The organism is Fusicatenibacter sp., assembly GCF_977045365.1.
Map to the genome: position 1 here is coordinate 18,867 of NZ_CDRRUH010000009.1, position 25,385 is coordinate 44,251.

At 48.5% G+C, this 25,385-nt stretch carries 27 protein-coding genes; 24 read left to right on the plus strand and 3 right to left on the minus strand.

Annotation, left to right across the window (positions count from 1 at the left end; translation table 11 throughout):
* The first annotated feature begins 44 nt into the window (after positions 1-44).
* From ACY2VW_RS03585 to ACY2VW_RS03615, 7 genes are all read left to right on the plus strand, one after another.
* On the plus strand, positions 45-1,487 hold the full coding sequence (locus ACY2VW_RS03585) for an ABC transporter substrate-binding protein (protein WP_461877058.1): 1,443 nt from the start codon (positions 45-47) through the stop codon (positions 1,485-1,487).
* Positions 1,488-1,598: 111 nt separating this feature from the next.
* Positions 1,599-2,888, plus strand: a complete 1,290-nt coding sequence (locus ACY2VW_RS03590; protein WP_055219311.1) for a glycoside hydrolase family 125 protein — start codon at positions 1,599-1,601, stop codon at positions 2,886-2,888.
* A 352-nt stretch (positions 2,889-3,240) separates the two neighbouring features.
* Positions 3,241-4,044 carry a DUF4866 domain-containing protein gene (locus ACY2VW_RS03595; RefSeq protein ID WP_461874058.1) on the plus strand — a complete coding sequence of 268 codons (804 nt, stop codon included), beginning with the start codon at positions 3,241-3,243 and terminating at the stop codon, positions 4,042-4,044.
* A 78-nt stretch (positions 4,045-4,122) separates the two neighbouring features.
* The gene (locus ACY2VW_RS03600; RefSeq protein WP_461877060.1) at positions 4,123-5,460 is read left to right on the plus strand and encodes a threonine/serine exporter family protein; all 1,338 of its coding nucleotides are present in this window, start codon (positions 4,123-4,125) and stop codon (positions 5,458-5,460) included.
* Positions 5,461-5,630: 170 nt separating this feature from the next.
* Positions 5,631-6,149: a VanZ family protein gene (locus ACY2VW_RS03605; protein ID WP_461874060.1), complete on the plus strand. Its 519-nt coding sequence runs from the start codon at positions 5,631-5,633 to the stop codon at positions 6,147-6,149.
* A gap of 118 nt (positions 6,150-6,267) precedes the next feature.
* Complete coding sequence (locus ACY2VW_RS03610) at positions 6,268-6,957, plus strand: AzlC family ABC transporter permease (RefSeq protein ID WP_461874061.1); 690 nt, start codon at positions 6,268-6,270, stop codon at positions 6,955-6,957.
* The gene (locus ACY2VW_RS03615; RefSeq protein WP_461874062.1) at positions 6,954-7,277 is read left to right on the plus strand and encodes a branched-chain amino acid transporter permease; all 324 of its coding nucleotides are present in this window, start codon (positions 6,954-6,956) and stop codon (positions 7,275-7,277) included. Before ACY2VW_RS03610 ends, ACY2VW_RS03615 begins: the two co-directional genes overlap by 4 nt.
* An 89-nt stretch (positions 7,278-7,366) precedes the next feature.
* Here ACY2VW_RS03615 and ACY2VW_RS03620 read toward each other — a convergent pair whose 3' ends face one another.
* Positions 7,367-7,936, minus strand: coding sequence for a phosphoribosyltransferase family protein (locus ACY2VW_RS03620; protein WP_461874063.1), 570 nt, complete (start codon positions 7,934-7,936; stop codon positions 7,367-7,369).
* A gap of 17 nt (positions 7,937-7,953) precedes the next feature.
* A complete protein-coding gene (locus tag ACY2VW_RS03625; RefSeq protein ID WP_461874064.1) occupies positions 7,954-9,012 on the minus strand; it encodes an NCS2 family permease in 1,059 nt (352 codons plus the stop codon).
* Between the two features lie 349 nt (positions 9,013-9,361).
* Here ACY2VW_RS03625 and ACY2VW_RS03630 point away from each other — a divergent pair, with 349 nt between their 5' ends.
* Positions 9,362-10,696, plus strand: coding sequence for a carboxylesterase/lipase family protein (locus tag ACY2VW_RS03630; protein ID WP_461877062.1), 1,335 nt, complete (start codon positions 9,362-9,364; stop codon positions 10,694-10,696).
* A gap of 16 nt (positions 10,697-10,712) precedes the next feature.
* A complete protein-coding gene (locus ACY2VW_RS03635; RefSeq protein WP_461877064.1) occupies positions 10,713-11,165 on the plus strand; it encodes a GNAT family N-acetyltransferase in 453 nt (150 codons plus the stop codon).
* A gap of 86 nt (positions 11,166-11,251) precedes the next feature.
* Here ACY2VW_RS03635 and ACY2VW_RS03640 read toward each other — a convergent pair whose 3' ends face one another.
* Entirely contained in the window at positions 11,252-11,512 is a 261-nt protein-coding gene (locus ACY2VW_RS03640; protein ID WP_022461956.1) for a DUF1292 domain-containing protein, read from the minus strand.
* Between the two features lie 205 nt (positions 11,513-11,717).
* On the opposite strand from ACY2VW_RS03640, the gene ACY2VW_RS03645 reads away from it, so the two are divergent.
* From ACY2VW_RS03645 to ACY2VW_RS03715, 15 genes are all read left to right on the plus strand, one after another.
* Entirely contained in the window at positions 11,718-12,539 is an 822-nt protein-coding gene (locus ACY2VW_RS03645) for an alpha/beta hydrolase (RefSeq protein ID WP_461877065.1), read from the plus strand.
* 26 nt (positions 12,540-12,565) lie between these two features.
* Positions 12,566-13,093: a cysteine hydrolase family protein gene (locus ACY2VW_RS03650; RefSeq protein WP_461877067.1), complete on the plus strand. Its 528-nt coding sequence runs from the start codon at positions 12,566-12,568 to the stop codon at positions 13,091-13,093.
* A 19-nt stretch (positions 13,094-13,112) separates the two neighbouring features.
* Positions 13,113-13,985, plus strand: coding sequence for an alanyl-tRNA editing protein (locus ACY2VW_RS03655; RefSeq protein ID WP_461877068.1), 873 nt, complete (start codon positions 13,113-13,115; stop codon positions 13,983-13,985).
* Positions 13,985-14,467: a Cys-tRNA(Pro) deacylase gene (gene ybaK, locus ACY2VW_RS03660; RefSeq protein ID WP_022461952.1), complete on the plus strand. Its 483-nt coding sequence runs from the start codon at positions 13,985-13,987 to the stop codon at positions 14,465-14,467. The genes ACY2VW_RS03655 and ybaK overlap by 1 nt, the downstream gene beginning before the upstream one ends.
* Before the next feature lie 353 nt (positions 14,468-14,820).
* The gene (locus ACY2VW_RS03665) at positions 14,821-15,348 is read left to right on the plus strand and encodes an A24 family peptidase (RefSeq protein ID WP_022461951.1); all 528 of its coding nucleotides are present in this window, start codon (positions 14,821-14,823) and stop codon (positions 15,346-15,348) included.
* Complete coding sequence (locus ACY2VW_RS03670) at positions 15,345-16,382, plus strand: P-loop NTPase family protein (protein WP_243036516.1); 1,038 nt, start codon at positions 15,345-15,347, stop codon at positions 16,380-16,382. Before ACY2VW_RS03665 ends, ACY2VW_RS03670 begins: the two co-directional genes overlap by 4 nt.
* Positions 16,379-17,557 (plus strand): CpaF family protein, encoded by a 1,179-nt coding sequence (locus tag ACY2VW_RS03675; protein WP_461877070.1) that lies wholly within the window; start codon positions 16,379-16,381, stop codon positions 17,555-17,557. The genes ACY2VW_RS03670 and ACY2VW_RS03675 overlap by 4 nt, the downstream gene beginning before the upstream one ends.
* The gene (locus tag ACY2VW_RS03680; protein WP_461877072.1) at positions 17,554-18,354 is read left to right on the plus strand and encodes a type II secretion system F family protein; all 801 of its coding nucleotides are present in this window, start codon (positions 17,554-17,556) and stop codon (positions 18,352-18,354) included. Before ACY2VW_RS03675 ends, ACY2VW_RS03680 begins: the two co-directional genes overlap by 4 nt.
* A 247-nt stretch (positions 18,355-18,601) precedes the next feature.
* The gene (locus ACY2VW_RS03685; RefSeq protein WP_461877073.1) at positions 18,602-19,900 is read left to right on the plus strand and encodes a type II secretion system F family protein; all 1,299 of its coding nucleotides are present in this window, start codon (positions 18,602-18,604) and stop codon (positions 19,898-19,900) included.
* Between the two features lie 50 nt (positions 19,901-19,950).
* Entirely contained in the window at positions 19,951-20,118 is a 168-nt protein-coding gene (locus ACY2VW_RS03690) for a Flp1 family type IVb pilin (protein WP_022461946.1), read from the plus strand.
* 156 nt (positions 20,119-20,274) lie between these two features.
* Positions 20,275-21,807, plus strand: a complete 1,533-nt coding sequence (locus ACY2VW_RS03695) for a DUF5702 domain-containing protein (protein WP_461877074.1) — start codon at positions 20,275-20,277, stop codon at positions 21,805-21,807.
* A gap of 166 nt (positions 21,808-21,973) precedes the next feature.
* Positions 21,974-22,711, plus strand: a complete 738-nt coding sequence (locus tag ACY2VW_RS03700) for a hypothetical protein (protein WP_461877076.1) — start codon at positions 21,974-21,976, stop codon at positions 22,709-22,711.
* A 104-nt stretch (positions 22,712-22,815) separates the two neighbouring features.
* Positions 22,816-23,247, plus strand: a complete 432-nt coding sequence (locus ACY2VW_RS03705; RefSeq protein WP_461877078.1) for a prepilin peptidase — start codon at positions 22,816-22,818, stop codon at positions 23,245-23,247.
* A gap of 2 nt (positions 23,248-23,249) precedes the next feature.
* A complete protein-coding gene (locus ACY2VW_RS03710; RefSeq protein ID WP_461877101.1) occupies positions 23,250-23,675 on the plus strand; it encodes a TadE/TadG family type IV pilus assembly protein in 426 nt (141 codons plus the stop codon).
* 16 nt (positions 23,676-23,691) lie between these two features.
* On the plus strand, positions 23,692-25,095 hold the full coding sequence (locus tag ACY2VW_RS03715; RefSeq protein ID WP_461877079.1) for a DUF6382 domain-containing protein: 1,404 nt from the start codon (positions 23,692-23,694) through the stop codon (positions 25,093-25,095).
* The last annotated feature ends 290 nt before the right edge of the window (positions 25,096-25,385 follow it).

Below are 25,385 nucleotides of genomic sequence, written 5' to 3' on the forward strand. Positions count from 1 at the left end.
AGGATAAACACAACATTCCACATTTTATTTAGGAGGATGCTACAATGAAAAAGAAACAGTTTTTAGCACTTGCACTTTCCGCTGTTATGGCCGGCGGTATGCTGGCAGGCTGCGGAAGCAGCAACAGCTCTTCCAAGAGTGATGCAAAAGACGAAGTTGTTACACTGAAATGGATCACCGTCGGCGGAGGAATGCCGAAGGATTACGATGAGTGGCTCGAGCAGATCAACCCGTATCTGGAAGAGAAAATCGGCGTAAACATCGACATGGAAGTTGTTCCGTGGGGCGACTGGGATAACAGAAGAAGTGTTATCACAAACTCCGGAGAGTACTTCGATATCCTGTTTACAGACCAGAACCGTTACTCTTCTGAGGTAAGCACAGGTGCTCTTCTTGATATCACAGATCTCGTTCAGAGTGATGCAAAAGAACTGTATGACATGATTCCGGAAGACTACTGGAAAGCAGTAGAAGTAGGCGGAAAGATTTACGGCGTGCCAACTTACAAAGACAGCTCCCTTTCCGAGTACTTTGTATGGGATCAGGACATCGCAGACAAATACAACATTGACGTAAATTCCGTAACAGATTTCAATTCTTTGTATGACGCACTGAAAACCATCAAAGAGGGCGAGGGCGGATCTCCGTACTTCATGTCCAAAAACGGTGCAAACTATCTGCTGAACCTGAACTACGATGATTTAAGTTCCGGACTTCCGGCAATCGGTGTTAAATACGGCGATGACACCAAGACCGTTGTCAATCCGCTGGATGACGAAGAAATCCTTTCCAACCTGGACATCGTTCGTAAAATGTATCAGGAAGGCATCATCAACGGAGATGCTCCGACAGCGGATGACTCCAATAAATACGCTATGTTCTTCGCTGCACAGGGATGGAGCGGCGCTGCAAAAACAACATGGGGACCGAACTCTGGTATCACCAATTGTACAGCAGTACAGTACGGCAAAACTGTAGTTTCCAACACAACCGTACGTGGTTCTATCAACGGTATCTACTCTGGATGCAAGAACCCGGAGAAAGCACTTGCACTGCTGAACCTTATCAACACAGATTCCAAGGTACGTGACTGGTTCTACTATGGCGTAGAAGGAACTGACTTCGAGTACACCGATGACAATAAAGTACATCGTCTTGGAACTGACTGGAATATGGCTGGATATACCCAGGGTACTTTCTTCAATGTAACTCAGACAGACGATGTTGACTTCAACCAGTGGGATGAAGTAAAAGAGCTGAACGAGAACGCAACTCCATCTGAGATGATCGGATTCAACCTGGATACTTCCAACATCGAGACTGAGCTTGCGAACTGCCGTGCCGTATACGAGAAATACTATTCTGAGTTATTCACCGGCGCACAGGATCCGAGAGAACTTGTAAAAACAATCGATGCAGAGCTTGAGACCGCAGGCTGGGAGACCATCCGCGAAGAAGCTCAGAAACAGATTGACGCACAGAAATAAGTCTGATACATTAACTTTATAAGAACTACAACAGGGCATTTTCGATTGCGGAGATGCCCTGTTGCAGGATAACGGGAAATGAGAAAAATTGAGCGAAAGGATGAAAAAAGAATGAAAGAGACATTACCAAAGTCCATTCAGGAGCTGATTTTAAGCCTGAGAGAAAAACTGAAAGACGAGCCGGAAATCGTTGATATGTTTGAGAGATGCTACTCCAACACCCTCGATACGACCGTGAAGAAAATGGAGGACGGCAGCACCTACGTCATCACCGGAGATATCCCGGCAATGTGGCTGCGTGACTCCGTAGCACAGCTGCGCCCGTACCTTGTTCCGGCACAGAACGACCCGGAGCTGGCTGACCTGATCGCAGGCCTCATTCGCCGCCAGTTTATGTGCATCAACATCGATCCATACGCAAACGCATTCAACGAAGGACCGAACGGCAACTGCTGGGAGAAGGACGAGACCGATATGGGACCGTGGATCTGGGAGAGAAAGTATGAAATCGATTCTCTCTGCTATCCGCTGCAGTTCTCCTATCTGTTCTGGAAGAACACCGGAAGAACGGATCAGTTTGACGAGGTTTTCTGGGAAGGTGTTGACAAAATCCTGACTGTATTTGAGACCGAAATGAATCACGAGGAGAAATCCCCGTACAGCTTCATCCGGAAAAACTGCTCCTACACCGATACGCTTTCCCGAGACGGAAAAGGTGCGCAGGTAAAATCCGGCATCGGCCTGATCTGGTCCGGCTTCCGTCCAAGCGATGACTCCTGCCGTTACGGTTACCTGATCCCGTCCAACATGTTTGCGGTTGTTGTTCTGAATTATCTGAAAGAGATCGCAGATTTCGTCGGCGGAAAAGAGGAGATTGCGAAGAAAGCAGAAGAGATGGCAAAGACCGTAAAACAGGCCATTGAGACTTACGGCACCACCCATATCTGGGGACTTGGCGATGTTTATGCTTACGAGGTAGACGGCTTTGGCCAGTATAATCTGATGGATGATGCCAATGTACCGAGCCTTCTGGCCATGAGCTATCTCGGCTACGAGCCGGAAAGCCAGGAAGTGGCTGATAACACAAGAAAGCTGATCTTAAGCGAGGCAAACCCGTTCTACTATGCCGGAACAAAGCTTTCCGGAATCGGAAGCCCGCATACACCGGTCCGCTACGTATGGCACATCTCCAAAGCCATCGAGGGACTGACCGCACCGACAAAAGAGGAGAAGCATCAGATGATCCACGAACTGATGGCAACCGACGGCGGTACAGGACTGATGCACGAGGGTGTCTTCGTAGATGATCCGACCGTTTACACCAGAGAGTGGTTCTCATGGGCGAATGCGATGTTCTGTGAGCTGGTTATGCAGTATTGCGGGTATGAGATTAAGAAATAAACAAAAACGAAAAAGATAGAAAAGAGGAGGCTGTGTTCGTTGCACAGCCTCCTCTTTTCGCCTACACCACAGAAAACTGCCAGTAACAGTTTCCCTGAAAGGAGAGACAGCAGTGGGGAGAATACTGCTGCCCCGGGGAACATGGGATTTTCATTTTGATTCATTTCTCTGCTCATAAGTAGTATACACATTTTTCGGATATATGTAAAAGATATCATTTATATGAATCATATAGTAAATTGATATGAAAGAGAAGCAGCAGATTCTATTGAACTATGAATTTAACGATGTTATAATTCGAGCCGAACAGAACAAGAAACAGCTTTTCCAATAAAGAGAGGTGTTGATTGATATGAAGACAGTATTACCAAGAGAACAGGCTGTAGAGGCAATTTTTTCAAAAATTCTGGCCTCTCCGGAGGCATCAGAGCGATTGAGTGAGGTGTTTTACCGCCATCTGGACGACGATCATCTCCGGATTGATGAAGACCGGGATCATTTCCTGAAGGTATTGTTCCATGCATATGAAAACGGCGATGTAAGTGCGCTGCTGTTGGAGTTGATGGGAAAAAGCATGTTTGACCTTCTGCGGGAAGCCTATCTGATTCCGCAGAAGTTTCATGGAAAAGCAGGGGAGAATCCGGTTTTTTTGACGGATGTGAAAGGAGAACTTCTTCCGGGAGCAGAAAATATTTCATCCCATGTCTATGCCAAATTCCAGGAAACATGGAAAAACCACGTCTGCGTACCGCGATCTGCGTTGTATCTTGCAGACGGATATGATCTGATCCGCACCTATACAGAGGGATTGAATATCAAAGAAGAAAAAGAAGAGAAAAAACGAGGCATTCTGGTGTTGTATGCACTTCCGGATACACGAAAATACGGTTTGACCGAAGCGCAGGCTTACAGCGTTGTGTGGGACACGTTCCGGAAAATTCAGCAGGCGGCGCCGCGTGCCGTGGTATTTTACGGACAGGAAACCGGTGTAAAACAGGAGAGCCCGGACAAGCCATACGATGAAATCGGCGTTCTTCTTCCCATGCATGAGTTTGAAAAGAAGATGTTGCAGCATTTGGAAGAGGTCGATGGAATTGTTCTTTCCTGCCGGGAGAAAATGATGGAAAAGGCAGGAAACGACAGCCTGGATCTGTAAAATGATTCGGATGGCAGTGGCAGAGAACACAATGGCTGCGATGGCCTGGCAGGCCGGAATATGGAAAGAAGTGAAAGTATGCAGTCAGAAATAAAGGTGATCCGGAAAAACCACATGGATGTGGAGTGGCATGAGTATACGGATGTAAATGGAGAAAACGTACCTGTAATCAACGCGAGCATCACGGAGAAGGCGTCGATCATCGGACGTGTGGGAATTATGTTTCTGTCCTGCGGAACGGGAGCCTGGCGGGTTCGAAGTTCGATGAATACGCTGGCGGAGGCGATGGGTATTACCTGCACGGCGGACATCGGGCTGATGTCGATTGAATATACGTGTTTTGACGGAGAAAATGGATTTACGCAGTCACTTTGCCTGACCAATACGGGAGTTAATACGTCAAAGCTGAATCGGCTGGAGCATTTTATCCGCGATTTCGAAACAGAAGGAAAGCACATGTCGGGCGAGGAGCTCCATTCGTATCTGGACGATATTGAACGGATTCACGGTCTTTATTCACCCAAAGCGCTCGGCCTTGCTGCAGCGATTGCGTGCAGCGCCTTTACGTTCCTGCTCGGCGGTGGACCGATTGAGATGCTGTGTGCGTTTGTTGGTGCGGGAATCGGAAATTTTCTGCGGTGTAAACTGACAAAACATCATTTTACGCTGTTTCTCGGAATTGTCTCCTCTGTTTCACTGGCATGCTTTGTCTATGCGGGAATGCTGAAACTGGGAGAAATTCTGTTTGGGATTTCGGTTCAGCATGAGGCTGGTTACATCTGTGCTATGCTGTTTATAATTCCGGGATTTCCGTTTATTACCAGTGGCATTGACCTTGCCAAGCTGGATATGCGTTCAGGAACGGAGCGGATGATGTACGCGATTATCATTGTTCTGGTCGCTGCGATGTCGGCGTGGATTATGGCAATGCTGTTGCATCTGCAGCCGGTGGATTTTGTCAAACTACATATGTCGGCCTTCGTGCTGGTTTCGCTGCGGCTTCTGGCAAGCTTTTTTGGGGTGTTTGGATTCTCCATTATGTTTAACAGCCCTGTCGGACTGGCCTGTTCTGCGGCCGTACTCGGCGCAGTTGCAAATACGTTTCGCCTGGAATTAGTTGACATGGCAGGCTGGCCGCCGGCAGTGGCAGCGTTTGCCGGTGCACTTGTATCCGGTCTTCTGGCATCCCTGCTGAAAAATAAAGTAGGATACCCGAGAATCTCCGTGACGGTTCCGTCCATTGTCATTATGGTTCCGGGACTGTACCTTTACCGCGGTTTTTATAATCTGGGCGTCATGTCACTATCCGCCTCCGCGTCGTGGTTTGCGTCGGCACTGCTGATTATTGTATCGTTGCCACTCGGTCTGATCTTTGCGAGAATTCTGACAGATAAGGCATTTCGGTACTGTACGTGATATGAGAACAGAAAAACAGTCTGCATTGTGCGGGCTGTTTTTTTGATGCGCAAAAAGAAATTCAGAAAATCTTAGAAAATTTATTGGGATTTCTTTGGAAAAGGAGAAACGGAATCCTAAGAATGTTCTGATAGAATGCTCTTATCAATTCAGGATGAGAGGGAAAAAAGATGACATGGAAAAATGAGAAAAAATCAAAAGCATTACTGGTGGTATTCGGCATTTACCTGGCGCTGCTGGTCTGGTGCATTCTGTTCAAGTTTGCTCTGCGCCCGGAAGAAATTCCGCATTTGCGGGGGATCAATCTGATTCCGTATGCGGAGTCGGTGATCGTGAACGGGAAAGTGCAGATGAGTGAGATCGTGGAAAATATGTTTCTGTTTCTGCCGTTTGGACTCTGCATTTCTGCTTTTTATCCGGACAGCGAGATCCAGAACCGCATTCTGCTCGCCTCCGGGCTGAGCCTCGTTTTTGAAGTGACGCAGTACATTTTCTCCATCGGCGCAAGCGACATCACCGATGTGATTGACAACACACTCGGAGCAGTGCTGGGAATTCTGGTGTATCTGGTAATGAAAAAAATCTGGAAAGAAAAGACGGGGAAGATCGTTACTGTGCTTGGAGGCGTGCTGGAAGTGCTGTTTCTGGCAGGGCTGCTGTTTCTGTTTGCGGCGAATGGGATGTTTTAATTATGTAATCCTACAATGGCGAATTTTATTTTTCTATATTCCTATTGACTCACTAGGCTATGAATAGTATGATAAATTTAATTTTTAAAACCTATTTTTACGTGAGGATATTTTACTTATGAAACGATTTTCTTCCCCTGCATTAAAGACGGCTTTCGTAAAATCCATTCCGATTTTCTGCAGTTACGTTTTCGTCAGCATGGCATACGGTATGATGATGGCCGCCGCCGGATTCCCCTGGTATGATTCGCTGCTGGTAAGTCTGACGGTCTACACGGGCGCATTTCAGTTTGTTCTGATTACGTTCCTTTCGAGCGGCGCATCGCTGATCACCATCGCACTCACAGCGCTTCTGATGAACAGCCGCCAGAGCTTTTACAGTCTCACATTTCTAAACGAATTTAAACAGATGGGGCGCCGAAAGCTGTACATGATCCACACGATGACGGACGAGACATACGCCGTCAACTGTACGCTGGATCTCCCGAAAAAAGAGAAAGAGGACACCATGTTCCTCGTCGCTCTGTTCAGCCGCTGCTATTGGATGTTCGGAGCCGTGCTCGGCGGCATTTTAGGGCAGATTATTCCCTTTGATCTGACCGGCATCGACTTTTGCATGACGGCGCTTTTCCTCATTATCTTCATCGATCAATGGGAAAAAGCAAAGAAACACACTCCGGCACTGACCGGTCTTGGCATCGGTGTGATTTGTCTGCTGATTTTCGGCGAAAACCGCTTCATGCTCCCGGCACTGCTGATTGTCTCTGCCATTTTGCTTCTGCTTCAGAGAAAGGAGAACCCTGCATGACAACTTCGTATTTTCTGGCTGCCGTCGCCATTTCCGCCCTGATCACATTCGGGCTCCGCGCGCTCCCGTTTCTCGCATTTTCCGGCAGCCGCAAAATGCCAGCCTCCCTCGGGCGTCTCGGCCAGGCACTGCCGTCGGCGATTATGGCAGTACTGATCGTTTACTGTATGAAAGATATTCCCTCCGGCGACATCTCCGCGGCGGTGCCAAAGCTGCTCGCTGCGGCCGTCGTCTTTCTCACGTATAAATGGAAACATCAGACTCTCATCTCGATTCTGCTCGGAACAATTTCCTATATGGTGCTTCTGCATCTCTTTTGAAAAAGGAAGAAAAAACAGCGCAGCCCCGAACTCATGGCGAAATTCGGTACTGCGCTGTTTTTCTCTATCTGTATTTAGAAGGAATGGCGTTACTTGATGACTTCGTACTCCCCGTCTCCCGTTTTTCGGAACAGCGGAAGTTTCTGCAGAAATACAATGTCTTTTCGATCAGCGGCATCTCCTTCAGCGAGGATTGCCGCTTTTTTTACAACCTCTGCTCCGGCATTTTCCATCAGGCACTCCAGTGCATGCAGGGATTCTCCGGTGGAAATGACATCGTCCAGCAGGCAGACACGTTTGCCGCGGATTTTATCAGCGTCTTTTCCGTCGAGATACAGATGCTGTTCTCCAACGGTTGTAATGGAATGAACGGATGCGGAAACCACATCTCTCATGTAGGATTTCGTGCTTTTTCGTGCAACAATAAATTCTTTGTGTCCAAGCTCCTTGCTTACTTCATACGCCAGGGCAATTCCTTTTGCTTCTGCGGTAACAATCGCGTCCACATCTCCGATTCTTGCAGCCAGCTCCGGCGCGCAGGCGGTTACGAGTTCGGTGTCGCCGAGGATCACAAAACTGGCAAATGCCATCTCCTCATTGATCGGGATAAACGGAAGAGTTCTTTTGACTCCGCAAAGTTCCATGCTGTATTCTTTCATCGTATTTTCCTCTTAATTTATAATCCAAGCAGTTTCGCAGCAACACCGGCCAGCATTCCAAGGAACGGGTTGGTTACTGCAGTGACAACCATTGTGGTTCCGCCGACTGCCGCATTGACATCGAAAGCAGACGGGGCATCCAGTACAACGGTTTTAAAGATACCAAGTACAAACAGGAAGCCTGCAATCGAAGAGGACGGAACAAATTTTCCGATCTTCGGAAGCAGCTTCAGCAGCAGAATCACACCGATCACAACCATCATAATGACACCGGCCCAGACGGCGTGCGGTGCATTTGCGGTTGCGGAAATAATTGCCTCGACCGGAGCTCCTCCGAAGAAGGAAGAAAACATATCGGCCAGAGAAGAAATCACGGTCAGATTGTCAACGTTGTAATGTCCGCCGGTTGCCATTCCTGCGGTGATGCCGCCGAAGGAAATATTGGAACCAATGTTCAGGCAGACCATGCCGAGTGCGCCGAGAATAACATTGGCGTTGATAGTAAATTTCTGACGGATAAATTTATCATCCTCTACGACAATGCTGGATTTTTCTTTGTTGAAAAATGCATTGGCGATGCAGGATGCGACAACGGAAATGACGATGGTATAAACCAGGGTATTGGCACTGTCTTTGGTAAAGAAATAGGTAACAAGTGCAGCCGCTAGGGAAACGCCGCCGGAAATGGCATCACTTTTGACCATATCGATCGCAGCTTTTACCAGAATGATGCCGACACCGGCCATCATTCCGTAGGCGACATCCTCACCTACAAAATCTACAATTTTTGTCAGCAGTCCAAACGCTCCGATCAGCGCCATAATCACACCGCCGATGAAAATCATCGTACAGCGTTCCGAACGGTTTTTTCCAGCCGTGCCGGCGTAGGTGATCGTCTCCGCCTGGAAGGAAATCGGTGCAACACTCTGGGTGATCGTATTTCCCACGGCACCGACAAAGAATGCCAGCGCTGTCGGAACCGACGCGAATCCAAATGTCAGGGCAAGCAGACCCTGCGGCAGACCATTCAGCACAACGCCGATAATCGCCAAAAGATCCGTTAAAATGTCTTTCATGATAACTTCTCCTCCTCATGATGGAATGCACTCCGAGAGTACATTGTAAAATATTATTTTGCAGCAAAAAGAAGTTTAGCACCAAAAACGGTCAAAGTAAACCAGGTCAGTCATGAAAGGTTTTTGTTATTACTGATAAGCAAAACTTATATAAAAGAACGACTATTATTATATGATAATAAATAGATTTTATCTTTGCTAAGATGATGGATCAGTAATCAATAGTAACAAAACGGGGCGGTATTCTTTGGAATTGTGCATATGGAAGCCGGGATAAAAATTTGCTATACTAAAACTGTATGAGGGTTTTTATTACAGTTTATTCGAAAAGGAAAGGGGATTTTTACTTATGGCAATTACAGAGACAAAAACAAGATATGGACAGATTCATGGTGTGCAAAAAGATGGCTACACCGTATTCCGCGGCATTCCATACGCAAAGCCGCCGGTAGGCGAAAAACGGTTCTGCCCGCCGGAAGAGCCGGAGTGCTGGGATGGTGTTTATGAGGCGGATCATTTCGGATGCGTCTGCCCGCAGACCGAGCATGAGCCGGACTCGTTCTATGGAAAAGAATTTTATCTCGACCCGGAATTCGGCATGAATCAGAGTGAAGACTGTCTGTATTTAAATATCTGGACACCGGCAAATGCAGCAGACGAAAAACTGCCGGTCGCTTTCTGGATTCACGGCGGTGCATTCATGCATGGCTTCAGCCATGAATCTGAGTTTGACGGAGCAGCTTACTGCGAGCGCGGTGTGATTCTGGTAACGATCAACTATCGTCTCGGTGCCTTCGGATTCCTGGCGCATCCGTGGCTTTCCGAGGAGAGCGGCGTCGGAAGAAGCGGAAACTATGCGATTCTCGATCAGATTGCGGCGCTGAAATGGGTAAAAGAAAATATCGCAGAATTCGGCGGCGACCCGGAAAACATTACCGTATTCGGTCAGTCCGCAGGATGCATGAGCGTACAGACACTTGTGAGCTCTCCGCTGACGGAAAACTGGATCAGCAAGGCCATTTTTCAGAGTGCCGGCGGCTATGACACCGGGCTGAACCGCGATATGCCGCTTTCCGATGCAGAAACCATTGGGCAGGAATTTGTAGAGCTTACCGGTGCAAAAACACTCGAAGAACTGCGTGCGATTCCGGCAGAGAAAATCGTGGAGCTGCAGGAAGAATTTGGCCGCGTAAATCCGTCGAGAATGCTGAGCTTCGTACCGAACATCGACGACTACCTGCTGACCTGCGGCTATAACGAGGCTGTGACAGAAGGAAAAATCAAGGATATCCCATACATGCTCGGTTCCACTGCAGACGACATCGGCGTGTTCCCGGAGATGAAAGAAAAAGGCGAGCACGGCGGCATTTATAAGGGATGCATTAACTGGAGCCTTGCGCTGGAAAAACTTGGAAGAAAACCGGCATACGTTTACTATTTCACCCGCGCCCTGTTAGGCGACGACGCCGGAGCGTTCCATTCCTCCGAACTCTGGTACATGTTCGGAACCCTCGGCCGAAGCTGGCGCCCGAAAACCGAAGGCGACTATGCCCTCAGCAAAGAAATGATGGACGACTGGACCAATTTCATGAAAACCGGAAACCCGAATGCAGAGGGAAAAGACGACTGGAAACCATGCACAAAGGATGATCCGTATGTGCAGGTGCTGGATGTGAGAGAATAAGCAGAAGGGAATAAAAATGGCAATCAAATATAAAAGACTTACCCAGAAGGAACTTGATATTTTCATTCAGATGAGAATCCATCAGCTTCGCGAAGAAGGGGCAAAAGAAGAAATTGACTTAGTACCTGCGTTAAAAGATTACTATGAACGCCATATGGCGGATGGCACTTTTGTATCCTGGATTGCTGTTGACGGAGAGAACATCATTGGAACGAGTGGAATGTCATTTGTAGAAAAACCTCCATACTTCGGCTGCCCGAGCGGCAGAATTGGTTTATTGTCCAGTATGTTTACCGATCCGGCATATCGAAGAAGAGGTATTGCAAGGGAACTGCTGTCCCGTGTAATAAAGGATGCAAAAGAATATGGATGCGGCACAATACAGATCACGGGGTCAGATATGGGAGTAAAACTGTATACAAATTTTGGATTTGTGCACAATGGGAATTTTATGCAGTATAAGCTGTAGATAGCAACTGGAAAGTCAGGAACACAAACAGAGCAGCATTTTACCGCCGTGTGTGGTAAAAATGCTGCTCTGTTTGCATATCAGGATCAGTCGTCCAGATCGTTGCGTTCGCGGAAAATCTGGTAAATGGTGTCGATCAGTTCGTCGTCATCGAGGCCTTCGAACTCGGCTTCGTTGACATCGAGATTCTCGGAAATGATACGCAGAATGTGGACCGGCTCGTCATCGCCGCCGTCGGCCGGGTAGAGAACGGCGTATTCATCCTCCTTGTATTCTACGATATCCAGAAGCTCAAAACGGACAGAATTTCCGTCCTGATCGGTAAGGACAATAAGATTGGAATCCATAATTGCAATATCCTCCTTGGTGTGTTATTTGCCGCTCAAAAACATGCAAATTTAAAATTATTATACTATGAGGAAGTGAATTTGAAAAGAAAAAAGTGACTGGCGTGATACGCTTGATATTTTGCGCTGATACGGTATAATGACAACAGAGTAAAAACTGGCGGCTGCGGCCGTGCCCGGAAAAATTGGGGGAAAGGAAGAACTTATGAATTATCAGGTATTAGATGTCAAAGTAAAAGATACAGGAGAAACTGCAAAATTATATACGTATTTTCTGGACAACTCGCGTGAGATTGCTCCGGATCGCGTGCGTCCGGTTATCGTGATCTGCCCGGGCGGCGGTTATGAATGGGTGTCTGAGCGTGAGGCAGAGCCGATTGCACTGAAGTTTGTCGGAGCCGGTTACCACGCTGTTGTTCTGCATTACAGTGTTGCACCGGCAGCTCACTATCCGACGGCACTCCGCCAGCTTGCCTGGACCGTTGCACATCTGCGGGAGCATGCGGCAGAATATCATATTGATCCGAACAAAGTAGTAGTAGCAGGATTTTCCGCCGGCGGCCATCTGGCAGCATCTTATGGTGTCTTCTGGAAAAAGAAAACGTTCCTTGCAGAAGAGCTTGGCGTAGACGCAGAGCAGCTTCGTCCGAACGGTCTTCTGTTATCCTATCCGGTTATCACATCCGGTCCGAAAGCACACCGCGGATCCTTCACCAATCTGCTGGGAAACCGGTATGACGAGCTGGTGGACGAGATGTCTCTCGAGAATCAGGTCAGCCTCGATACACCGAAGACTTTCCTGTGGCACACTGCTCCGGATGACTGCGTGCCGGTAGAAAACTCGATCATGTTCTTTACAGCACTGCATGCGTTGGAGATTCCGGTAGAAATGCATATTTATCCGGTCGGCGGCCACGGCCTTGGCCTTGCAAGCGAGGAGACGCAGAGCTATGAATACCAGAACGCAGTACGCGAAGAGTGCCAGAGCTGGATTTCACTGGCACTAAACTGGATGCAGCATTTATAAAAAAAGTCCCAGAAGGGAGAACAAAGATGAAAGTATTAATTGTAGTAGATATGCAGAACGATTTTATTGACGGAAGTCTCGGCACGAAAGAGGCGGTCGGAATTGTTGACCGCGCTGCGGAGGTGATGGATTCGTTTGACGGAGCCGTTATCTGCACCAGAGATACCCATTTTGCCGGTTATCTGGAAACATCCGAGGGCAGAAAACTTCCGGTGGAACACTGTATCGAAGGAACGAATGGGCATGCTCTGCAGGAAAAAATCCAGAAAATGGCGGAGAAAAAACAGGCCGTGGTGATGAATAAAATCACCTTCGGTGCAAAAAATCTGCCGGAGGAGATCGAAAAACTGGCAGGCTGTGTGCCGGAATCCATCGAACTCGTGGGACTCTGCACCGACATCTGCGTGATTTCCAATGCCATGCTGCTGAAAGCATTTTATCCGGAAGTGCCGATTTCGGTCGATGCATCCGCGTGTGCGGGCGTAACGCCGCAGAGTCATAAAAATGCACTGGAAGCTATGAAAATGTGCCAGATTGACATTGTAAACGAATAGACGGAAAAGAGGAAAAATTATGAGCACAACAAGATTATTTGATCAGGATGCGTACCTGGGAGAATTTGAGGCAACCGTAGAACGAAGCGTCTGCGAGGGCGGCATGTACCGCGTGCTGCTCGATCAGACCGCATTTTTCCCAGAGGGCGGCGGTCAGCCGGCTGATGAGGGAACGCTGGACGGAATTTTTGTAACGGATGTACAGGAAATCGACGGCGAGATCTGGCATACCGTGGAAGCACCGCTTGCGCCGGGCAAAACGGTAGTTGGAAAACTTGACTTTGAAAAACGTTTTTCCAATATGCAGAATCACTGCGGAGAGCATATCGTGTCGGGCATTGTCCATCGGATTTACGGCTTCAACAACGTTGGATTTCACATGGGAAGCGATGTCGTTACCGTGGATTTTGACGGCGTTCTGACCGAGGAGCAGCTCTACGATGTGGAGCAGGAGGCAAACGAGGCCGTTCTTCGAAATGTGCCGGTTACGATCAGCTATCCGTCGAAGGAAGAGCTGGAAACCATGGATTACCGCAGCAAAAAAGAGATCGAGGGCCAGGTGCGGATTGTGACGATCGAAGGCTGCGACAGCTGTGCGTGCTGCGGAACCCACGTTGCAAAAACAGGAGAAATCCGTCTGATTAAAATCTTAAGTGCGCAGAAATACAAAGGCGGCGTTCGCGTGACGATGCTTTCCGGTGAAAAAGCGTATGCCGATTACTGCTTAAAGCACATCAATACCCTTGGCATTGCCCGTTTACTTTCTGTAAAACCGGAAGAAGCCGGGGATGCTGTCGTACGGCTGAAACAGAAAAATATAGAGATGAAAAAAGAAATCAAACAGCTTAAAAAAGAACTGTATGCACTGCAGGGAGCACCGGAGAGAAAATAATGGCAAAAGAAAAAGAAATTAAAACAAATGCAATGCGGATTCTGGACCGACAGAAAATTAAATACGAAGTTCTTCAATATGAATGTGACGAATTTATCGACGGCCTCCACACTGCGGAAAAAACCGGCGCGCCGGTGGAGCAGTCCTTCAAAACGCTCGTAGCACAGGGAAAAAGTAAGCAGTATTATGTGCTGGTTCTTCCAATTGCAGAGGAAGTGGATCTGAAAAAAGCAGCAAAAGCGGTGGGTGAGAAATCCATCGAGATGATTCATGTCAAAGATATTACCGCAGTCAGCGGATACGTCCGCGGCGGCTGCAGTCCGATCGGAATGAAGAAACAGTATCCGACCGTGATTCAGGAATGTGCGGCGAATTTTGACAAGGTTTATGTGAGCGGGGGAAGAATTGGAACCACGCTGTGCATGGCGCCGGAGGATCTGAAGAAGGTCAGCAGAGCGGAGTATGCGGATTTTATTCAGTAAAAATATATTATTTTATGCAGACTGGAACTGGTGCAGACGGTTCCGGTCTGTTTTTATATACAGAGAAGCAGACCACGCAGGGGCAGATTTCTTTCAAAAATTCTTATAAAAAAGAACAGAAAATAATAGCCAAAAAGAAGTGCGGAAATTGCGATACGATTCTACGAATCCGCGAAAAACGGAAAACCTTTCATACGACTTTTCTTTTTGGTGTGAGAAATTTTCATCCCGTTTTTGGAGGCAATTCACAAACCGGAAAAAGTTATTGAAAATCGCTGGACAAATCGAAAAGAGGCAACTATAATGACCTCACAATCAAGTTGACCCAAACGAAACGGGAGGTGAGAGACAACATGTCTTTGCAGCACTGTCTGGTACTGACAGTTGCGACAGGGGCGGTATGGATGGATTTAAGAACACGCAGAATTGCAAATGAATGGATTATCACCGCATGGATCGCCGGGCTGGTTACACAGCTCATCCGCTATGGCGCCGCGGGAGCGGGTATTTTTCTTTTTGGGATGCTTTTCCCGATACTCGCACTTTACATTCTGTTCTATTTTCATATGCTGGGCGCGGGAGATATCAAACTCCTTTCCGCTGTTGGAGGCTTTCTCGGTGTACCGGCGATCCTGAAATGTATGATTGTGTCGTTCCTGTCTGGAGCGGTCTTATCTATCGGAATTATTCTCGTCTGCGGAAATTTGCCGCAGCGTCTTACCAAATTTTTCAATTATTTCCAAACTTATTTTACCAAAAGAAAATACCAGAAAAAAACAGAGCCGGTTCCCTATTACGATGGGAAGTGGGGCATGGAGTGCATCCATTTTTCCGTTCCCGTGCTGATGGGAGTACTGCTCTGGATTGGGGGATTTTATTGAATACTGCAAAGAAAAAGAGTGTTTTTGCAGTCTGTGACACGGAAATGGAATATGCACGCAATTTTATGGAATATCTGAACCAGAAGAGAAATATTCCGTTCGAAGTGCATGCATTTTCCAGTGCGGAGATGTTTCTGGAGTTCGCAAAGAATAACGAAACAGAGATTCTTCTGATTTCGGATAAAGCGATGAAAGAAGAGATCCGCCGGTATCCGATCCGTCAGATTATCATTCTGTCTGAGGGCGTACACAGTCCGGTGCTGGATCAGTATCCGGCGGTCTACAAATACCAGTCGTCGGAAAAGGTGATCCGCGAGGTCATGGCGTGCTACGGCGTAGAAAACGGTGTCGATACATCGCCTGCACTGCTGCCGAAAAAAGAAATGCGCATCATCGGCATTTATTCGCCGGTCGGACGGACGCAGAAGACCTCGTTTGCCCTGACGATGGGGCAGATTCTGGCGAAGGAGCGGGCAGTGCTGTATCTCAATATGGAGAGCTATTCCGGATTTGAACGGCTGCTGGAATGCAGTTACGACAGGGGGATGAGCGATATTCTGTATTATGCGAGACAGGAAAATCAGGGCATCATCTACAAACTGGGCGGAATGGTCCAGTCGATGCAGAACCTGGATTATCTGCCGCCCGCCGCATCGCCGATGGATATTCAGACTGCAAAATACGAAGAATGGAAATGGCTGTTTCAGGAGATTGAGAAGAACAGCAGCTATGAAGTGCTGATTCTCGACCTGGGGGATGGTGTGGCGGATCTGTATCAGATCCTGGATTTCTGCAATGAAATTTACGTTCCGACAAGGAATGATGTGATTTCTGCGGCAAAAATGGAGCAGTTTGAAAATTTGCTGCGCCGGTGGGACTGCCAGTCGGTGCTGGACAAGATGCGGAAAATCCACGTTCCGTTCCACACGGCAAACCGGACGGGAAAAGCCTACTTTGAGGAGCTTGTCTGGAGCGAGCTGGGCGATTATGTGCGCCAGATTCTGCGGGACGGCAGAAGAGGAGAAGAAACATGACAATGCCGGAAATTCTGCGGAGAAAACTGATGGAACGGATCGATATTGCATCCGAACCGGATGACGGAGAGGTTCTCGAAGAGATTGACCGTCTGATTTTAGGGGAAGAAGAAACACGGTATCTTCCGGTGGCACAGAAGGCGGAGCTGCGCAGACAGCTGTTCTACAGTGTGCGGAGGCTCGATGTCCTGCAGGAGCTGCTGGAAGATGCGGGAATTACCGAAATTATGGTAAACGGCTATCAGCATATCTTCGTGGAACGGAACGGCAGAATCGAGAGATACGGCAAAAGCTTTACCTCCGCGGAAAAGCTGGAGGATGTGATTCAGCAGATTGTAGGCCGGTGCAACCGCGTGGTGAATGAACAGAACCCGATTGTGGATGCACGGCTGGAAAATGGAGACCGCGTCAACGTTGTCATGAAACCGGTCGCGTTAAACGGACCGATTCTGACCATCCGCCGCTTTCCGGAGCAGGCGGTGACGATGGAATTTCTGGTCTCCATCGGGAGTATTACAAAAGAGGCGGCAGAGTTTCTGCAGGCCCTCGTCCGGACCCGTTACAGCATGATGATCGGCGGGGCGACCGGATCTGGCAAAACGACATTTCTGAATGCGCTTTCCGCCTACATTCCAAAGGGCGAGCGCATCATAACCATCGAAGACAATGCAGAGCTGCAGATCCAGGGTGTGGAAAATCTGGTGCGGCTGGAAGCAAAAGAGGCAAATCTGGAATCAGGAACAGAAATTACGATCCGCGATCTGATCCGCGCGGCACTGCGTATGCGGCCGAATCGTGTCATTATTGGGGAAGTGCGCGGAGCGGAAACGTTTGAATTATTATCCGCACTCAATACCGGGCATGCGGGATCTTTGAGCACGGCGCATGCAAACAGCGTGAAAGATATGATCTCCCGTCTGGAAACGATGGTGCTGATGGGAGTGCAGCTTCCGCTGGAAGCAATCCGCCGCCAGATTGCATCGGGAATTGAAATTCTCGTGCATTTGGGGCGCGGGGAGGATGGAAGCCGTCGGGTGGAGGAGATCGCAGAGATCACAGGGATGGAGGAGGACGAAATCAAAACGGTTTCTTTGTTTCGAAGAGAGTATGGGAAAGGCCTGCAAAGAACAGGCGAACTGGTACACAGAGAAAAACTGGAGGGGAAAACAGGATGAGAATACGTGCGGGAAGCCCGGCAAAGACGGGCATGGCAGAGGAGAAGGAAATAAAGGGGATCGACTATCAGACCTGGGAATTTACCGGGCGGGAATATCTCGAAATAGCGGGAATCAGTCTTGGGATTGCCGCCGCTGTGAACCTGCTCTGTTACCGGGCGTGGTGGGCATGCATTGCTGTGGTTCCGGTTGGAATCGTATGTTTTCACACGTATCGGAAAAGCCGTATTCAGAGACGGAAAGAGGAGCTGTACGACAGCTTCCGGGATCTGATTGCGTGGATGCACACGGCACTGCGTTCCGGCTATTCGATGGAAAATGCAGTGCTGGAGGCAGCAGGACAGCTGGAACAGTCGCTGGGAAAAGAAAACATTCTGGTACAGGAACTGCGTCGGATGCGGCATAAAATGATGATCTCCGTGCCGGTGGAACAGCTGTTTCTGGATCTTGCGATGCGGAGCCGCATTGACGATATCGAGACGTTTGCGAGCGTACTGGTAATTGCCAAGCGGACGGGGGGAAATGTCTGCGAGATCTTTCAGAATACGTGGGATATTTTCTGTACGAGAATTGACACGATGCGGGAAATCCGCGCAGGCGTTTCTTCCCGGCGGTTCGAGCAGAATATTATGAGTGTTGTGCCGTTTGGAATTCTGGGATATGTACAGCTTTCCTTTCCTGAATTCTTAAGTGTGATGTATGGGAATGTAATCGGGGTTTTCTTCATGAGCGGATGCCTTGCCGTGTATCTGGCGGCATGGGTGCTGGGGAAGAAGATTCTGGATATTGAGTTTTAAGAAGCAATTAGAGTTTAACATCAGTAGACAAGAAGTCCCCCGCTTCTAAAGCGGTGGGATGAATTGTTAAAAGAAACATAACGGCAGTGGCGGGCGGAGAGAAATCGGTATCCTCCACTGGCATAAGGCAAGTCACAGTCGAACTATTTTCGACATGTCAGACTCCGTGAAAATACCGACTGTGAGTTGAAACAAAAAGTAAGACTGCGAATCATAACGATTCGTCCGCAAAAAGGGGAGGAATCAAATGTTGTGGATTTGTCTGGCCGCATGGGCGGGGCTGTTCATCTGGTATTTCCGGATGAGAAAAAAGGCGGAAGATCACAAATTGGTGAGACGGATTTTCTGCCTTGCAGCGACAGGGTTTATAGCGGGCACTGCACTCTGCCTTCCGATCGGAGTGCGAAAAGTTTCAGGAGATGAAAAAGCGGAACTTCAACTGGAACGGGGTGCCTTAGGCAGCCAACCGACAGAGGAAAAACTTGAGGTTTCTGTTGGAAATCAGAAACCGGAGAGAATTACACTGTCTGTACCTGCAAGAACTTACAGCGCAGAAGAGATAGAAGAGGCGTTCAGTGCGGCGATAGAGGCACTGGATGAAATCATCTTAGGTGAGAATCTGTCTTTTCATACGGTAAACAGAAACATGGATCTGGTTACGGAAATACCGGGAAGCCCGGTGGCGCTTAGCTGGGAAACAGACAGGCCGTTGTTGATTGACAGCCGGGGTTTGCTGTCAGACGAGATTCCCGAAGAAGGAGTGGAGGTTACGCTGAAAGCGGAACTGGAACTTCAGGGGGAAACAACAGAATATATACGGAAAGTTCAGGTCTATCCGCCGGAGATAAAAGGGAGGGATGCGGTTCTTAAGGCACTGAAAAAAGCAGTGGAAAAAGAAAACGAAGCACATCCCGAAGAAACAGCCTATTATCTGCCGGAGACACTGAACGGAGAAACTGTAACATGGTCAAAAGTGCCGGATCTGACAGGTCTGGAACTGATGGCACTTGCCGCGGCGGCAGGAGCAGCCTGCTGGGCGGCAAAAGGAAGGGAAGAAGAAAAAGCAAGGCAGAAAAGAGAAGAACAGATGCTGCGGGATTATCCCGAAATTGTCAGCAAAATGGTTCTTCTTCTGGGTGCCGGGCTTGGGATGCGGAAAGTACTCGAGCGGATTGCAGTGGATTACCGGAAAAATCTGGCGCTTGGCGGGCAGAAACGTTTTGCCTATGAAGAGATTGTATTTACCTGCCAGGAGATGGAAAACGGTGTTTCCGAGCAGGAAGCGTACCAGCGCATGGGAATGCGTATGGGAACCGGAGCGTATCGTTCCCTTGCTGTTCTGCTGACGCAGAATCTGAAAAAAGGCAGTAAAGGACTGCTGGAATTATTGAAACAGGAATCGCAGGAGGCCTTTGAGGAGAGAAGAAGGCAGGCGAAAACAACAGGAGAAAAGGCATCGACAAAGCTTCTTCTTCCGATGGGCATGATGCTTGCGGTTGTATTGGTCATACTCACGGTTCCGGCATTTTTGTCCTTTTATGCATAGGGGATGTTTTTATCCCCACAACAGCTGGTAAAGAGAGGGAGGTGGGAATTATGAAGCTGATATCGGAGTTCTGGAAAGAGGAAGATGCGGTTGGTGTTGTGGAAGTGATTCTGATTCTCGTTGTGCTGATCGGACTCGTACTAATCTTTAAAAAGCAGCTTGTGAGTCTGGTCAACAGCCTGATGGAGAAGGTCACAAACCAGAGCAACACCGTATAAACGGGAAAATGTCCAATACGGAACTCCAAAGAAAAATTTAGAAGCCGGTACGGACCTATATGTCATTTGCATATCTGTGTCTCGGTATATCCTTTATCCGATCCACGGCATCTAAAGTTCGAAAAAGTAAAAGTAAAGTGGAAGGAGCTGTATCCCATGAGGGAAACGGAAAGACAGAAAAGATGGGCAGCCGGAAGCATAACAGCATATCTGTGTCTCGTTCTGATACTGATGCTTTCCCTGATTTCCGGGACAATTGCGTCGGTGCGAAATGCCCATGCACGGGTGATGACGGCCTGCGCAATGGAACAGGGACTGTATTCTCTGTTTGCCGGGTATGACAGAACACTGCTGGGACAGTACGAGCTGTTTTTTTATAACGGCGGGGATAAGAGCGGTGTCTGGAAACCTGAAACCATGAGCAGAAAAGTCGCAGAAACTGCGGGAGAAGTTCTGTCCCCCACTGCATCGGGGATGGGAATTCTATCAGGCAGTTTATCTGGCGGACAGGTTACAGAAGTTTATCTTGGCGGCTATCGTCTTGCGACAGACGAGGAGGGAAGTGCTTTCTCCCGTCAGATTTGTGAGGCAATGAAAGCCAGCCTTGGAACTTATGGAATACAGCAGCTTTCCCAGAAATTAAGAGGAGAACAGGAAACCGTGAAACGTCAGGAGGACGGACAGAGCGGTTACGAGGAAGAGGAGGTTTTAAAACAGTATGAAGAATCCAAACAGCCAGAAGAGGGAACAGAAAAAACAGAAGGTGAAGGAGAATCTGGAAACGGCACGCCTTCGGAACCGGATCAGAAGCAGCCGGTACCGGAAGATTTTGTGAATCCGATTGAGGTCATTCAGAAAGTGATGAAAATGGGAATTTTAGGACTGGTTCTCCCGGAAGGGCAGGCACTGCCGCAGGGGGAAACGGATGTATCGGTTCTTGCATCAAAACGGGAGCTGCAGAGCGGGTTTGGCATGGCAGAGCGTGGAAAAGAACTGAGCTTTGTGGATAAGATGCTTTCGTCCGAATATATTCTGTGGAAATTCCCCTGCTATACCAGCAAGGAGAAGAAGGAGGGGCTGCAGTGCCAGGTGGAATATGTGCTCTGTGAAAAAAACAGTGACCAGGATAATCTGGCGGGAACCGTGAACCGTCTGCTGGTGCTGCGGGAGGCGGCAAATCTGGTGTATCTGGCGAAAGATGCGCAGAAGCAGAGCGAGATGGAAGCGATGGCGGGGGTGATTGCCGCGTCGTTTGGAGTTCCGGCGGCGATGACGGTTGTGAAAATGGCGCTTGCCGTGTGCTGGGCATTTGCAGAAAGCATTCTGGATCTGCGGGAACTGCTGGACGGTGGAAAAGTAGCACTGTTCAAAACGGCGGAATCGTGGCAGCTTTCTCTGGAACAGCTTCCGAAACTGCTGGAAACAGGGGATCAGAGCAGAAAAAATGCACCGGGCGGCATGGAGTATTCCGACTATCTGCGGCTGCTTTTGATGCAGAAATCGGGAAAAGCAGTAACGTTTGGAGCGATGGATCTGGTGGAATACAATATGCGGACAGAACAGCAGCAGCCGGGTTTCCGACTGGATTGCTGTGTTGATGAACTGGAAGCCGGTTTTACGGCGGTAATTGGGAAACGAGAGTATGAGATTACGAGAAATTATGGATATGAGATGCAGGGAGCAGCCTGAAAGATGGGATGACTCCGGCAGGGATACAAAAGGGTGTTCTTCTGAACGGCACATTTATTTCTGGAACCTTATTAAAAAACTTATCCACTCTTCCGGGAATTTTTATAAATCCGGATCAGGAGAGCAGCCTTTTGTAAAACAAAAATGGAACAGGGCAAGCCTGACGGTGGAAGCTTCACTGGCACTTCCTGTTTTTCTGATCGCGGTTCTTGTGTTATTAAAAATCGTAGATCTTTACCGGCTGCATGGAATGCTGACGGTATCTCTGCAGGAGTCCGCGCGGTATCTTTCCGTCTGTGCCTACGCGGTGGACGAGACGGGAAAAGAAACGTATGAAATACCGGAAACGGCCGCATGCATTGCTTATGCAGAAGCAAAGATTCCAAAAGAAATCCGCGAAAATGGAACGGTGACGCTGGCGGGAAGCCGTGTGAAAAATGGATGGCTGGAACTGAAAGCCATTTACTGGCCGAAAATGGGAAACCGCCTCGTTCCGGTGCGGAACCGGGGAATTGCGGCGTGTGCGAAAGTGCATCTGTTCTGCGGAAAGACAGAAGAGGAGGCGGACGAGGAAGAGGGCGAAGCAAAACAGATGGTGTGGGTGACTGAGAACGGCAGTGTGTATCATACCGATTCGTCGTGCAGTCATATCAATCTTTCGATCCATGTTTCCTCACCGGGTGCGCTTGCGTGGAAACGGAATCAGGATGGGGAAAAGTATAAGGAATGTGAACAGTGCGTGGGAAATGGCGCTGTGGGGGCAGAAGTTTACTATACGAAATACGGAAACCGGTATCATAACAGTCTTTCCTGCAAAGGATTGAAACGTAAAGTAAAACTTGTAGCACTGGAACAGACGGATGGACTGCCGCGGTGCTCGAAATGCGCGAAAAAGGCGGCGTAAGAAAGCAGGATATGGGCGGATGTGAGCAGGTGTATTCCTGCCGTGGCGACCGGAAAGAAAGATGGTGAACAGAAACTTGGGTTTGTAAAAAGGAGGCGGAGACTGTGTATCAGGAAGAAGTAAAGAGCGCCGTTATACTGCTGTATCTGGGGATTCTTGCCGGAATGGATGTAAGAAAAAGACAGATCAGCCTTGTTCTGACAGGTGCCTTGTTTCTGGCAGGCATTGGATGGCAGATTCTGGTGGAACAGACATCGTGGCTGGAATGGCTGCTGTCCCTGCTGCCGGGAGCGGGATTTCTGACGCTCAGTTATATATCACGGGAACAGGTGGGATACGGGGACGGCCTTCTGCTTCTGACGGTTGGAATCTGGCTGGGATTTGGGCAGACGTTCGGCGTTCTGACGCTGGGACTCATTCTCTGTTCGGTACTCTGCGGAGTCCTTCTGATGCGGAAGAAAATACGGAAACAGGATTCCATACCGCTGGTGCCGTTTCTGCTGCTTGGATTTGTGGGGAGGTGCGGACTGCTTTGAAAGTGAAAATGAGAAAAGCAAGTATTACGGTAGAGGCAGTTCTGGTCGTGCCGCTTGTTCTGATGGTGATTTTTCTTCTGCTGTCGCTGACCTTTTTTGTGCACGCACGGAGCTGGTATACATTTGCGGCATATGAAAGTACAATGCTTGCTGAAAGTGAAGGACGGCTGTCTGTGGAAAAAGGAGAGGCAGCCTCCCAAAGCCGGATGGAGTGGTGGATTTCCCAGATACCGCTTCCGGCTGAACCGGTGACTGTACAGACGGAATGCAGAGAAAAAGAGATTCAGATAAAAGCAGAAGGAAACATTCTGCCAATCTGGAGCCGGAACGCATGGGAATATTCGGTTTTGAGTGAAAGCAGGAGAAACAATCCGGTGAAAACGATCCGGAAGATACGGGCAGTAAAACAGATCTGGAACCAGAAGTAAGGACGGAAGCGGAGAAATGCAGATTGATTATAAAAGAGATTTGAACCATACGTATGTTATTTTACAGGAGGAAAAAGAGCCGGACACGGCGTCGTATCAGATCCGTATGCTGCTGACAAACGCAATCCCAGGGCTTTTGGACTGCAAAATCGGGAAAATGGATGATAAAACACTGTTTTACTATGAGGTGACATCAAGGCAGTCGCTTCAGAGTGTGTTTGAACAGCGTTCGATGGGGGCGGAGGTACTGCGGAAACTGTTTGAACAGCTGCTGGATCTTCTCGAAGAACTGGGGCAGTACCTGCTTGTGCCGGACGGTCTCGTTCTGCAGCCGGAGCTGGTTTTTGCAGATGCAAATCTGGAGAACTTTTCCTTCTGTTATCTGCCGGGAAAGCAGGGACACACCGGCTGTTTTCAGAAGCAGATCCGGGAGCTGATGGAATATCTGCTGCCGAAGCTGGATCACCAGGAGCAGGATGCGGTGGTACTCGGGTATGGGCTGTATCGGGAGATTTCGGCGGAGATCTTTTCGGTTGAGACGATTCAGGCACTCTTATATCAGACAGGGAAAGAGAAAAAAGAAACGACGGAGCAGGAGGGAAAAGAGCGTTCCAGGGAAGAAAATCCGCCTGTACAGATGGAGGAAATGCGTTGGGAAGAACGAGAAGCGGAAGCGGCGGCGGAAAATTTTTTTGTGGAAGCGGAGGAAGAAAAGGATGAGGGAAACTGGAAAAATATTGTGGAAGCAGTGATCTGCATCGGATTTCTGGGAGGTGTGCTGGCACTGCGGTGGACACAGGCCGAAACCGTTTGGTATCTGGTGCTGGGAGGAGCGGCGGCTGTTGTGGGAATTGTAAGTCTGGCATTGGAACTATTTTCGGAATATCAGAATCGGAAGAGCTTAAAACAGAAAGATGGAACATGGAATCCGCAAAGCGATACAGAACAGCAGGGATGGAGAAGGGATTCCTCAGTCGAAAAAGAGAAGACATGGGAAAAGAATGAAGAACAGGAAAACAGAAAAATGCACAGCCTGATGGAATTGGAGGGGCAGGAAGAGGATCTGTTTGGAAAAACGGAACTGCTGACCAGCCCGGAGGATGAGGGAAGGGCATATCTGATTCCGATAGATCCGATTGATCTTCCTCTGATTCCGATTGAACGCGGAAGCACATTGATTGGAAAACTGTCAGCGGCGGCAGATGTAATTCTGCCATACCGTACGGTAAGCCGCCTTCACGCAAAGCTGGTCAGTACAGAAGAGGGAGATTATCTGCTGGATCTGAATTCGCGGAACGGAACAACGGTGAATGGCGTTCCTTTGATGGGCGAGACAAAAAGGAAGCTGGAAGATGGAGACGATATCTCATTTGCCGGGAAGAAATACCGGTATAAGGCGGGAGAGAAAAACAGAAATTAGAGAAAAATGACGCATTACACTTTTTCGATTTGGAGAAAGTGTAATGCGTCATTTTTAACACCAGTAGACAAGAAGTCCCCCGTTTCTGAAGCGGTGGGATGAATTGCTAAAAGAAACATAACGGCAGTGGCGGGCGGAGAGAAATCGGTATCTTCCACTGACATGAGGCAAGTCACAGTCAAACTATTTTCGACATGTCAGACTCCGTGAAATACCGACTGTGAGTTGAAACAATATGGCAGAATGATCGAAGAAAAAAGTTATGCGAATGAAACAAAAATATTATTGCA

What these genes read in the sequence shown, in the direction of transcription:
- ACY2VW_RS03640 (WP_022461956.1), bottom strand. Translation starts at nt 11,512, where the DNA reads ATGGATTCCAATCTTATTGTCCTTACCGATCAGGACGGAAATTCTGTC.
- ACY2VW_RS03615 (WP_461874062.1), top strand. Translation starts at nt 6,954, where the DNA reads ATGACAACTTCGTATTTTCTGGCTGCCGTCGCCATTTCCGCCCTGATC.
- ACY2VW_RS03625 (WP_461874064.1), bottom strand. Translation starts at nt 9,012, where the DNA reads ATGAAAGACATTTTAACGGATCTTTTGGCGATTATCGGCGTTGTGCTG.
- ACY2VW_RS03605 (WP_461874060.1), top strand. Translation starts at nt 5,631, where the DNA reads ATGACATGGAAAAATGAGAAAAAATCAAAAGCATTACTGGTGGTATTC.
- ACY2VW_RS03620 (WP_461874063.1), bottom strand. Translation starts at nt 7,936, where the DNA reads ATGAAAGAATACAGCATGGAACTTTGCGGAGTCAAAAGAACTCTTCCG.
- ACY2VW_RS03665 (WP_022461951.1), top strand. Translation starts at nt 14,821, where the DNA reads ATGTCTTTGCAGCACTGTCTGGTACTGACAGTTGCGACAGGGGCGGTA.
- ACY2VW_RS03645 (WP_461877065.1), top strand. Translation starts at nt 11,718, where the DNA reads ATGAATTATCAGGTATTAGATGTCAAAGTAAAAGATACAGGAGAAACT.
- ACY2VW_RS03595 (WP_461874058.1), top strand. Translation starts at nt 3,241, where the DNA reads ATGAAGACAGTATTACCAAGAGAACAGGCTGTAGAGGCAATTTTTTCA.
- ACY2VW_RS03610 (WP_461874061.1), top strand. Translation starts at nt 6,268, where the DNA reads ATGAAACGATTTTCTTCCCCTGCATTAAAGACGGCTTTCGTAAAATCC.
- ACY2VW_RS03635 (WP_461877064.1), top strand. Translation starts at nt 10,713, where the DNA reads ATGGCAATCAAATATAAAAGACTTACCCAGAAGGAACTTGATATTTTC.
- ACY2VW_RS03590 (WP_055219311.1), top strand. Translation starts at nt 1,599, where the DNA reads ATGAAAGAGACATTACCAAAGTCCATTCAGGAGCTGATTTTAAGCCTG.
- ACY2VW_RS03680 (WP_461877072.1), top strand. Translation starts at nt 17,554, where the DNA reads ATGAGAATACGTGCGGGAAGCCCGGCAAAGACGGGCATGGCAGAGGAG.
- ybaK (WP_022461952.1), top strand. Translation starts at nt 13,985, where the DNA reads ATGGCAAAAGAAAAAGAAATTAAAACAAATGCAATGCGGATTCTGGAC.
- ACY2VW_RS03675 (WP_461877070.1), top strand. Translation starts at nt 16,379, where the DNA reads ATGACAATGCCGGAAATTCTGCGGAGAAAACTGATGGAACGGATCGAT.
- ACY2VW_RS03695 (WP_461877074.1), top strand. Translation starts at nt 20,275, where the DNA reads ATGAGGGAAACGGAAAGACAGAAAAGATGGGCAGCCGGAAGCATAACA.
- ACY2VW_RS03630 (WP_461877062.1), top strand. Translation starts at nt 9,362, where the DNA reads ATGGCAATTACAGAGACAAAAACAAGATATGGACAGATTCATGGTGTG.
- ACY2VW_RS03600 (WP_461877060.1), top strand. Translation starts at nt 4,123, where the DNA reads ATGCAGTCAGAAATAAAGGTGATCCGGAAAAACCACATGGATGTGGAG.
- ACY2VW_RS03685 (WP_461877073.1), top strand. Translation starts at nt 18,602, where the DNA reads ATGTTGTGGATTTGTCTGGCCGCATGGGCGGGGCTGTTCATCTGGTAT.
- ACY2VW_RS03585 (WP_461877058.1), top strand. Translation starts at nt 45, where the DNA reads ATGAAAAAGAAACAGTTTTTAGCACTTGCACTTTCCGCTGTTATGGCC.
- ACY2VW_RS03690 (WP_022461946.1), top strand. Translation starts at nt 19,951, where the DNA reads ATGAAGCTGATATCGGAGTTCTGGAAAGAGGAAGATGCGGTTGGTGTT.
- ACY2VW_RS03650 (WP_461877067.1), top strand. Translation starts at nt 12,566, where the DNA reads ATGAAAGTATTAATTGTAGTAGATATGCAGAACGATTTTATTGACGGA.
- ACY2VW_RS03655 (WP_461877068.1), top strand. Translation starts at nt 13,113, where the DNA reads ATGAGCACAACAAGATTATTTGATCAGGATGCGTACCTGGGAGAATTT.
- ACY2VW_RS03715 (WP_461877079.1), top strand. Translation starts at nt 23,692, where the DNA reads ATGCAGATTGATTATAAAAGAGATTTGAACCATACGTATGTTATTTTA.